The organism is uncultured Methanobrevibacter sp., assembly GCF_905235195.1.
Lineage (GTDB): Archaea > Methanobacteriota > Methanobacteria > Methanobacteriales > Methanobacteriaceae > Methanarmilla.
This window is the reverse complement of the sequence record NZ_CAJOKH010000075.1, coordinates 1-11894: the sequence shown is the minus strand read 5'-3', so window position 1 is coordinate 11894 and position 11894 is coordinate 1. Positions and strand designations below refer to the sequence as shown.

Genomic DNA, 11894 nt, shown 5'->3' with positions numbered 1-11894 from the left:
TATGCCTTCTTTTTAATCACTTTTATATGTTTTAAAAGAGCATCTGAAAACTAATCTGAAAAATGAGTAGTAAAATATTACAACATACAAAGTATTTATATTAAATTAGCTATATATAATATAAGAATATGGAAACCGTTTTCCATATAAAAAATAAATTTTTTAAGGGAGATATAATATGTCTTATGTAGAGGAAGTTATTGCTAAAATTACTAAAGAAAATCCGGGTGAACCAGAATTTCACCAAACATTAAATGAAGTTTTAAAATCTATTGAAATAGCAGTAGAAGAAAATGAAGACGTCTATAGGCAAGACGCATTATTAGAAAGATTAACTAATCCTGAAAGACAAATTAAATTTAGAGTTCCTTGGGTAGATGATGAAGGACAAGTACAAGTAAACACTGGATATAGGGTACAATTTAATAGTGCTCTTGGACCATATAAAGGAGGTCTCCGTTTCCACCCATCAGTAAATTTAGGAATTATTAAATTTTTAGGATTTGAACAAATTTTTAAAAACTCATTAACTGGACTTCCAATTGGTGGAGGTAAAGGAGGATCTAATTTTGATCCTAAAGGTAAATCTGACCGTGAAGTTATGAATTTCTGTCAAAGTTTTATGGGTGAATTATACAGACATATTGGAGCAGACCAAGATGTACCTGCAGGAGATATTGGTGTAGGTGGTAGAGAAATTGGTTATATGTATGGTCAATATAAAAGAATCACCAAAAATTATGAAGGAGTATTAACTGGTAAAAGTTTAACCTTTGGTGGATCTTTAGCAAGAACTGAAGCTACAGGTTATGGATTATTATACTTTACTAATGAAATATTAAAAGCTAACAATGAAACCATGGAAGGAAAAGACATTATTGTATCTGGTTCTGGAAATGTAGCTATTTATGCTATTGAAAAAGCTAAACAATTAGGTGGAAATCCTATTACAGCTACTGATTCTACTGGTTGGGTATATGATTCTGAAGGTATTGATTTAGATTTACTTAAAGAAATTAAAGAAGTTAAAAGAGGAAGAATGTCTGATTATGCTGCTGAAAGGTCATCTGCAGAATACCATAATGGTAAAGGTGTATGGACTGTAAAAGGAGATATTGCTCTTCCATGTGCTACTCAAAATGAATTAGGTATTGAAGATGCTAAAGCATTAGTGGACAATGGTGTTATCTGTGTATCTGAAGGTGCAAATATGCCTACTACTCTTGAAGCAACAGAATACTTAATGGACAATAATGTATTATTTGGTCCTGCAAAAGCTGCAAATGCAGGTGGAGTAGCTGTTTCTGCACTTGAAATGAGTCAAAACTCTGAAAGATTACATTGGACTTTCCAAGAAGTAGATAACAGACTTCAAAATATTATGAAAGATATATTTAAACAAGCTGATTCTGCTTCTAAAAGATATGATTCAGAGAAAAACTATGTTATGGGTGCTAACATAGCTGGTTTCGAACGTGTAGCTGAAGCTATGCAATCACAAGGAATCGTTTAGATTTCCTTTTTTCTCTTTTTTTTATAAAATTTCGTTTATTTATTTTTCTTTTATAATTTCATTTATTTCTGTTTCAATTTTTTTTGTAAATAAATATATAAATTATCCATTTTAATATATTATTAATTATATTAATAAATTAAAATTTAATTTATTTTTTAATTATCATAATTTTAAAATTTTATTTTAATTGGAGTAAATATATGAAATATGATTTTGATGTTCCTTTTAATCGTAAAAATACTAATAGTTTAAAATGGGATTTATTTGATGTGGAAATACCTATGTGGGTTGCAGATATGGATTTTAAAGTGGCTCCTGAAATCCAAAAAGCTATTCAAGCAAAGGTAGATGAAGGTATCTATGGCTATGGACTTATTCCAGATGAATGGTATTTAGCTTATATTAATTGGTGGAAACAATATAATTTTAACATTAAGAAAGATTGGTTAAAATTTACAAATTCTGTAATGCCTTCAATATCAACAATTATTCGTGAACTTAGCAGTGAAAATGATAAAATATTAATACAAACACCAGTTTATCATGTATTCTTCAAGGTTATTGAAGATAATAATAGAATTGTTGAAGAAAATAAACTATTATATTCTAATGGAGAATATAGTATTGATTTTGAAGATTTAGAGGAAAAATTTAAAGATGAAAAAGTAAAGTTTCTAATATTATGTAATCCTCATAATCCAGTTGGTAAAATATTTTCAAAAAATGATTTAAAAAGAATTGCTAAACTTGCTAATAAGTATGATAAATTAGTAGTATCTGATGAGATTCACTGTGATTTAACAGATCCGTCAATTAATTATACACCTTATGCTTCAGTTTCAAAGCTTGCAGAGAATAATAGTATTACTTGTTTTTCTCCAAGTAAAACTTTTAATATTGCAGGTATTAAAACATCAGCTGTATGTATACCAAATGAAAAAATCAAAAAACGTATATTCGCTGCTTTAGACAATGATGGTGTAAGTGATTCTAACATTTTTGCAATTACTGCAGCAATAGCTGCATATAATAATGGTGGAAATTGGTTAAAAGAACTAAAAGAATATATTTATAATAATAAGATTTTTTTAAAAGAATTTTTAGATAAGGAAATTCCGGAAATTAAACTTATTGATTCAGAGGCAACATATTTACTATGGATTGACTGTAATCAATTGAAAATAAAATCTGTAGAGTTTAATAGGTTTTTAATGGAAAAAACTAGTTTACTATTATCACCAGGTCTACAATTTGGTGTGAGTGGTGAGGGATTTTTAAGAATTAATATTGCATGTCCTAGGCCCATTTTAGAAAATGGTTTAAATAGACTAAAAGAAGGTATATTGTTATATAAACAAGAAACCAAGAGATGATCTATTATTATTTAATCATCTAATTACTTTTTTTAAGTATATAATTATTCTATTCTTTTTTTTAATTATTTAATTATTTTTATTTTTTTTTACTGTTTATTATACTATAATATTTATTTTAAATTTATTCTATCTTTTTTAATAATTATATAAATTGTGTTAAATTTTATAGTATCTATAATTATATCTTTAATTATATTAAAATTACAATAATTTAAAAATAAATTTAATCTCATAACTTTAATATAATGAATTGCTTATTCAATATAAACTAATAATTTTTCACTATGTCTAGATATATTTTTTTAATTTCATAGTAAAAATTTTAGAAATATTTCGAGGGTGGGACACGATTATATTTGGTTGGTCAAAAATCATTATAGTTTTGTATAAAAATATATTTAAAAATTAAAAAATATTTAATATTAAAACAGATATAATGAAATTGTTTAATTAGATTTTTTCTAAAACCTATTCATGACTCCTCCTCATTTCTTATTAAAAAAATCATCTAATATTTTTGAGTAAAAATTTTAGAAATACCTCTTTATAAAAAATTAGCAATTAAAAAATAAATAAATAAATGGTATATTAAAAAACAAGTTTTATTGAAAATTTATTCAAATTAAAATTCAAAATAAAATAAAATAAAAATAGAAAAAGTTGTGAATAATAAAAATAAGATAAATTTATAAAAAAAGATAGTTAGTTTTAAAAACGAACTAACTATATTTAAGTAATACTATCAAGTCCTTTTGTTGCAAGTAATCTTGCAAAGGAACCTTGAGGTTTCATAAGAATATTACCTTTATTATATTGATCTAAAGCTGTTTGAATCATAGCATTCTTTTTATTAGGGTCTTTTGCAGTTTCAGATAATGCTCTTACAAGCACCATTACTGCATCTCCCCTTGACATAGTGCCTGTTGCACTTTCACTACCGGAATATCCATTATAAGCATCATTTTCACGCACAATATCTTCAGCATTTAAATCTGTAACCTGCCCATCTACTTTAAGTGGCCTTATAGAATCAATAATAGCATCCATAGCATCCGAGTATACAATTACAACTGCATCAGTTTGCATTCCGGTTTCAGAGGCAACAATTTCTTTTGCATAATCCATACCTACATCAGTACCGAACCATAAACAATCGTGCATACGTAAATTTCCACCAATATTACTAGGAGCTGCTACTGAAGGGTGAACTTTACCACCTGGGTATATTGGGGTGTAATTTTTTATACTACCATTTTCCAAATGAATCATAAATGCCATATCAACTGCACCATTAGGTTGCTCATATTTATCTCCAGCTAATACTAAAATATTTTTATCAGCTTGAGTTAAGTCTGCACCACCGAAAAATGTACCGCCTATTACAAGTGCTATCCAAATAACAGTTACGGCAACAATACATATTACTAGTTTGCCACGTCTATTCATTTTATCATCTTCCTGTTATAAATATGAATCAATATTATATCATATCCTTTGTAATTATTTAAATTAAATACTTATTAGTTATAATTTCTTTAACAATTTGTATGTTTTATAAATATTTATTTATTATAAAAATATCTTATAAATTAAAAATCTTATAACTTATAATCAATTAAATATTAGTTTTTTTTTATTATTAAACTTTATTAATTTTAACAGTTATTTTTATAATATTGTATAATTATTTTAAAAAAGCAAATTAAATTTCTATTATTTGGGCTAAAAATTAAATTTATATAATTAGTTTTAATAAAATTAAAGGATGATAATATATTTTCCATTAATTTATATTTAAAAAACGTATTAGTAATAATATAGTTGTTTATGATTTAAAATATAATTTAATTGATTATTAATAAGTATAATTTTTTAATAAAAATATACAGAAATTTTTTAAATTTTCTTATTTTATGAATTTTTTTATTATTTAAATTTATTCTACTCTTTTAAATTTTTAAAAATTATAATTGTCAAACTAAACTTTCTTTATTTTAATATATTTTAATACAATTCTTTTCATTGTTTATAAGAAAATTTAATTTATTTATTAAATAATTCATTCATTTTTAAAATATATTAGGTATTATTAAAAATATCATTAGTTAAATGATTAGGATATGATTAAATAAATTTAGTTTAATATAAATAAAATGAAGACGTGAAATTCTATTGTTTGATTTATTATTTTATAATCTTTTGTGATTGTTTAAATATTATTAAATATTTCAAATTTAAAATAAATATTATATTATTTTAAAATGTGTGATATTATGAGTAATCCTAAATTAGGATTTGGAGCTATGAGGTTAGCATTATTAAATGAAGACGATAATAGTTCCATTGACAATGAAAATTATAAACAAATGATTGATTATTATATGGGGGAAGGCTTTAATTATTTTGATACTTCTTATGCATATCATAATGGATCAAGTGAAATTGGACTTAGCAAATATTTGGTCAATAGATATCCTAGGCAATCTTTTAAAATAGCTGATAAAATACCTACATGGCTACTTGAATCTTCAAAAGACAATCAAAAATTTTTAGATGTGATTCTTGATAGATTATCTGTTGATTATTTGGATCTTTTACTTATACATGATGTTAATGAAAAATCATATTCAGTTGCAAAAAAATGTGGAACTTTTGATTTTGCATCTAAAATGAAAGATGAGGGTATAGCTTTAAAGATTGGTTTAAGTTTTCATGGTAAGTCTGATTTACTTAAGGAAATACTTGAAGAATACTCAGATATAATGGATGTTGTTCAATTACAAATAAATTATCTTGACTGGGAAAGTAATCTAATTGATTCTTTAAATTGTTACAAACTATGTGAAGATTACGGTATAGATGTTATTGCTATGGAACCGATTAAAGGTGGAACATTATCAGATTTACCTGAGGATATTAAACAAGAGTTTGAAAAATACAATCCTAATATGAGTTTGGTTGAATGGGCTTTACGTTTTGCAAGTAGTTTTAAAAATATAAAAATTGTTTTAAGTGGAATGAAAAACCTACAACAAATGAAAGAAAATTGTAATATCTTTAAAGAAATTAAACCATTAAATAATGATGAAATTAATTTTCTTTTATCTGTTGCAAAGAAAATTAATAAAATATTTGAAATCCAATGTTCCTATTGTAACTATTGTTTAAATGAATGTCCCGAATCTATTCCTATTCCTGATTACTTTGAGTTATATAATAATGAAAAATTATATTCCTTACCTTCTACTAAAGCAATGTATAAAACCACTGTAGATATTAAACCAAGACCTTCTGATTGTATTCTTGTGTAGACATTTGTACTCAAAAATTAGACATTCCAGATTTACTTATTAAAGTTCAGGAATTCTTTGAAGAGGATTAATATATAATTTAAATTTATTTTTTTATTTTTAATTTTTTTTCATTAAACTTTATTATTTTATTTATTATTGATATTCTTTTATTATTTATCTTTAATTATTTTATCTTTTTTTCTTAACTATTTTTTAACTTTGGTTTTAAATTCAAATATTGAAATACTAACAAGACCCTAAAAAATCTATTAATAAATTAGCACTATCAATTATAGCAAGTATTTTACTATTGTTTGAAAACAATATTATAAATTAGGAGTGATTTAATAAGTAAAATAGTTTTTCTGATTATTTGTGAAAAAATTTTATAAACTTGATTTACACTTAAAACTCAGAAATATTAAAATATCTAGGAAGTTTTTCTTAATATTCAAGCTAATTTAAGATAAATGAATTCAAAACCAGAAAACATGCTGATAACTATAATTTAAAAGCAAATACATGATTGATGTTTTTAAAAACATATGAAGCTAAAATTTCAGAAGTTTCTCTCAATCCATAATTTTAAATATCTCTTTCAACAATGTATAAATTGGGTCTTTAATATCTAAATTTAATCCGTGTTTGATTTTTATTATCAATATATATAACACATATTATTTAGATTTATCGATTTTAATAACTTTCTTTTATTAAAAAAATTAATTTGAATTGTATGTTTACAAACTATCCAATATGGATATGATAAATAATAAAAATAAAATAATTATCTTGAATTTTATTAGAATAAATTCAGACCCTCTCCAAATATATAAAATGTATAAAATAAATTTTTAAAAAGTGATTATTATGTCATTAGTAACTACAGAAAAAATGTTTGAAAAAGCTATGAAAAATAAATATGCAATAGGGGCTTTCAATATCAATAATATGGAATTTGTACAAGGAATTACGGACGCTGCAAATGAATTACAATCTCCTGTTATCTTACAAGTATCTCCTAGTGCTATTAATTATGCTAGAATAGATTATTTAATTAAAATGGTTGAAGCTGCTGTTGAAACTACAGATATTCCAATAGCATTACATTTAGACCATGGTTTAGATTTTGAAACTTGTAAAAACTGTGTTGATTCAGGTTTTACATCAGTAATGATTGATGCCTCTAAATACCCATTTGAAAAGAATGTTGAAATAACCAAAAAAGTAGTAGATTATGCTCATTCTAAAGGTGTTGTTGTAGAGGCTGAACTTGGAACTTTAGCAGGAGTAGAAGATGAAGTTAATGTAACAGAGGATAATGCAAAATATACAGATCCTACACAGGCTTATGAATTTGTTCAAAAAACAGGATGTGATTCATTGGCGATTGCAATTGGAACCAGTCATGGTGCATATAAATTTAAAGGAGATGCAAAATTAAGATTTGATATTTTAAAAAATGTTAAAGAAAAATTACCTGATACTCCTATTGTTCTTCATGGTGCATCATCAGTTATTCCTAAACTTGTCGAAATGTGTAACAATAATGGTGGAGATATTCTTGGAGCAAAGGGTGTTCCTGATGATATTTTAAGAAAAGCTGGACAAGAAGGAGTAACAAAAATCAATGTTGATACCGACTTACGCTTAGCTATGACTGGAGAAATAAGAAGAATTTTTAACAGTGAACCATCAGTATTTGATCCAAGGAAATATTTAGGTCCAAGTAGAGATACAATCAATGAAATTGTTAAGCATAAAATCGATAATGTGTTCGGATCTTCTAATCAGGCATAGATTCTAATTTCAACATTTATTTTTATAATATAGTTTTTCTCTTAAAATGTATACCAAATTGGTCTAAACAATTTTCATAAAATGTTTTTGAGTCAATTTTTCATAATATTTAGTTTCAAACAATTCAATTAATACTACACTTATACTATGTTTTATATATTGTTTTAATTATTCTTCATACATCTTCAATTAGACTAATCTGTAATATTGACTTAAAAATATTATATTTATTTACTCTTTGTGTATTTAAGAAAATTTTAGTTTGTGTATATCATATTATAGAAATGATTTATAATTTCAATGTTTATAAGGCAAATTCTAATCCAGTTCTATTAAATCCTAAAACTTTATTATAAGTTGTATTTCCATTTAACTCATTTATTTGTTTCATATAGTCTTTTTGCATATTAGTATCATTAGCTTCTATTGGATTATATGTCTCTCCATCATCTGTAAGGATGAGTGAAATTTTATCCTCATGAAATCTTAAAAAAACGTCAATCCCCTCAATGTTTTTCTGCACATCAAATATATTCTGACTTAAAGAAATTATTGAACTATTTATTTTATCTATATGTGCAGAATTATATTGATTTAGATTATTAAAAATTTTAGGAACAGTTTCATTAATTTCATCTTTTTTAAGGGTTAAGTGTACTCCATCTTCCTCTTCAAGAAGGAAATATCCTTTAATTTTTTTATCTTTTTTCTGTTTATATTTTACATAAATTACATAGATAAGAAGTGGTAATATTTCAGATAGAAGGATTGCTAACCAAATTCCGGATGATCCAATAAACATTAAGAATAATAGGGAACCTCCTATAGGGATTATAAATTCCTGTAAAAATCTTAAAGTCCCTGCAATTTTATTGAACTGAACCGCCTGGGTATAATATGATGTAAATAATATTATACAACGTCCCATTAAACCTATTGAAGTAATTCTAATTATGAATGAAATATATTTCACCTGGACGGGATCTTTAACACTGAAAAGTGCCAATATAATTTCTGGCATAGTCATGAATACAATACCGAATGGTATGACTAAAATCAGTAAAAGTTTCAACCCATGTTTTGCAACAAAGCCCACTGCATCAAAATCATCTTTCTTATAAAACAAGGCAATTATTGGGGTTATCGTCTTTGAAATACCTGATAAAAACATATATACTATAGTTTCACTGTTGTCATAAATTGTATAGGCAATAATACCTACTGGACCATCGTATGTTAATAATAATCCGTTTATTATTAAAATCTGTGTAGAAACAAATGTTTTTCCAATAATTTCAGGAGTATTTAATACAATATTTTTAATCAATGTAGGGACTTTTTTAAGATTTAACTTATTTACACTTACCAAATCATATGAGAAATTGTTTCTTCTAAGTTTGATGGTCATGAATAATGCCCCAATAAAAAAACCTAATGTGGTACTTAATCCTGCTCCTACCAAACCCATATTTAAAAATATTAGAAATACTATATCCAGTAGAAGGTTCAATATATTGGCAAGAAGAAAAGTATAAAAAGTCAATTTTGGAAATCCATCTGCCCTTGCAAAGTTAGATAAAACCTGTATATAACAAATACATGGATAAGACAAACATACTGAATAAAGATAGGTTTGAGTAGGTTGAATTAAATCATGTTTCAAAAAATTATTCAATATCGGACCAGATAATGTAAAAATGAAGAATACAAAGAGTGAAGATATGAAAATTGCAGACAATATGGCTACAGTGAAATATAAATTAGATTCCTCATCTTTGAATTTACTTTTAGCCCTTACAGCCATTAGATTACCTCCAATACCAAAAAGCACATAAAATAATCCATTATAATAATTCAATGGGAGTACAAGTCCAAAAATACTTAAAGCAGATGATGTAAGTACAAAACTTATAATGAATATATCTACCAGTTGACAAACCTTATCAGACATTGCCATTAATATGGTAGGAACTAAAATTTCATTAAATTTATTTTTTAAAAAGCCATAATCTCTTTCAAACATCATTTACCACAACAAATATACTTTAATCCTATTAATCCAAAAAGATTATATAAAAAAAGAGATATTTAATACTGAACAAATCAATTATTTTAACTTGAAATATGGTTTGAAAGATATACTGAAAATTCAAGGCCTAAAATATTGATTCTATTTTTAAATTTAGAAAATATAATTAAAAAATTTTAAAAATTTATTAATTTATAAAAATCAAATTAATATAAAAATTTTTAGTTCTAAGATAATGTGAATAATAATTAAAATAAGAATATTAAAAAAATCAGCTGTTGATTTTCTCAAACTTACGTATAAATAGTTTAGCCCAAATATATCCAAATAGTCCACCTACAAAACAGCCTAATATTAAACCGCAATAAATTCCTTGAACACCCCATCCTAATATTATTCCAAAAATATATGCAAATATACTTTCAAGTAGTAGGGATCTTAAAATTGTAAGTATAAGTGAATTAAGTCCTTTACCAACTCCTTGAAATATCATAGAGGACATTATTCCTGCAGGAATAGCTAAAACAAATAAACTCATTATTGAGATAGTTAGTGAAATTTGTGGTGCCAAATGGGAACTTGCAGCAGTATAACTAAATATGGAAGATATCTGTTTAGAGAATATTATCATTATTGCCCCAATTATTATTGCAAAAAGAAAACCTAATTTTATTGAAAAAGTATGGGCGGTCTTTAGGTTTTCAGAATTACGTGCACCATATGCAACACCTGCAGTTGTTAAAACTGCAGTTCCTATACCCATTAATGGTATCATAGCAAGTTGCACTATCCTCATAGATGCAGTATATACTGCAACTGCACTTGTATCTGAAACAAAAACAAGTAAATAATTAATATTTATCATTAATGCTGAAAATATAAGAGATTCAACTGTAGATGGAATTGCTACCTGTAAATTTTCTATTATTAATTTACTAGAATATGAGAAGTTTTTAGGTGTTAAGTCAAGATAAAGGTCTTTTTTTCCCCATATCCAATATGTCATTATAATAGATGAAATACTAGCAGATATTACAGTTGCCCAAGCAGCTCCACTAATTCCAAAATGTAAAATATAAATAAATATAGGGTCTAGTATAATATTTAAAATAGCTGTAACAGCAATTGCAATTGTTGCTCTTTTCATATCTCCTTCAGATTTAAATATTGCTGATGCAACACCCTCATAAACAAAAATTATTAAGAATGAAAATATGATATAACTATAATCCATTGCATATTTGATTGTATGGCCTACACCCATCATTATTAAAATAGGTTTCATAAATCCTATTATTAATAGAGTAAATAGAACTGAAATAACTATACATAATAGTATAGCATGAAGTCCTGCGTTGTTTGCTTGTTTATGATTATTAGATCCAATGAATCTTGCAATTAATGAGTTTGCTCCAGCACCAATACCATTTCCAAGTCCTACAAGTACCATAAAGAAAGGAGTTATAAATCCTAAAGCTGCAAGTGCATCTGAACCTAATCCAGCTACCCATACACTGTCTGCTATATTATACAACATAATTAAAAGCATAGAAAGCATCATAGGTATACTTAATTTTATAATAGCCTTTTTAGGATCTCCTGTAATAATTTCAATATTTTTTTTATTATTTTTATTATCACTCATAACTTAACCCATTAAATTTCATTAATTTTTATAAAAATGATAAATTTTCAAATAATGATATTCTAATAAAATATAATTTTCAAATCAATTATATATTATTTAATTAAATTATACTATATAAATCTTATACTAAGTATTATAAGGGCTTTGTCATTTTGTTAGTTGGGATTTTATTTTTTTCATCCATCCATTTTTTCTGTTGAATATTTGGTTAAATATACCTTGTTTTGTTCTA

General features: G+C 25.3%; 7 protein-coding genes and 1 pseudogene. 4 read left to right on the top strand and 4 right to left on the bottom strand.

From position 1 onward, the window contains the following. Nucleotides 1-178: 178 nt before the first annotated feature. Together gdhA and QZ146_RS08220 are read left to right on the top strand one after the other, a co-directional pair. A complete protein-coding gene (gene gdhA / locus QZ146_RS08225) occupies nt 179-1513 on the top strand; it encodes an NADP-specific glutamate dehydrogenase (protein ID WP_295723452.1) in 1335 nt (444 codons plus the stop codon). 203 nt (nt 1514-1716) lie between these two features. Continuing rightward, nucleotides 1717-2889, top strand: a complete 1173-nt coding sequence (locus tag QZ146_RS08220; RefSeq protein WP_295723449.1) for a MalY/PatB family protein — start codon at nt 1717-1719, stop codon at nt 2887-2889. A gap of 732 nt (nt 2890-3621) precedes the next feature. Here the strand turns inward: QZ146_RS08220 and QZ146_RS08215 are convergent. Then, nucleotides 3622-4338, bottom strand: a complete 717-nt coding sequence (locus QZ146_RS08215) for a DUF4012 domain-containing protein (protein ID WP_295723446.1) — start codon at nt 4336-4338, stop codon at nt 3622-3624. Between the two features lie 827 nt (nt 4339-5165). Here QZ146_RS08215 and QZ146_RS08210 point away from each other — a divergent pair. Then, nucleotides 5166-6203, top strand: a complete 1038-nt coding sequence (locus QZ146_RS08210) for an aldo/keto reductase (RefSeq protein ID WP_295723443.1) — start codon at nt 5166-5168, stop codon at nt 6201-6203. A gap of 355 nt (nt 6204-6558) precedes the next feature. Here QZ146_RS08210 and QZ146_RS08205 read toward each other — a convergent pair. Further along, a pseudogene (locus QZ146_RS08205) lies at nt 6559-6835 on the bottom strand (IS5/IS1182 family transposase); the annotation flags it as partial. A gap of 220 nt (nt 6836-7055) precedes the next feature. On the opposite strand from QZ146_RS08205, the gene fba reads away from it, so the two are divergent. After that, complete coding sequence (gene fba / locus QZ146_RS08200; protein WP_295723440.1) at nt 7056-7985, top strand: class II fructose-1,6-bisphosphate aldolase; 930 nt, start codon at nt 7056-7058, stop codon at nt 7983-7985. Between the two features lie 304 nt (nt 7986-8289). Here the strand turns inward: fba and QZ146_RS08195 are convergent, their stop codons facing one another. After that, the gene (locus QZ146_RS08195; protein ID WP_295723437.1) at nt 8290-10008 is read right to left on the bottom strand and encodes an MATE family efflux transporter; all 1719 of its coding nucleotides are present in this window, start codon (nt 10006-10008) and stop codon (nt 8290-8292) included. Nucleotides 10009-10285: 277 nt separating this feature from the next. Beyond that, nucleotides 10286-11659, bottom strand: coding sequence for an MATE family efflux transporter (locus QZ146_RS08190; RefSeq protein ID WP_295723435.1), 1374 nt, complete (start codon nt 11657-11659; stop codon nt 10286-10288). Nucleotides 11660-11894 lie beyond the last annotated feature (235 nt).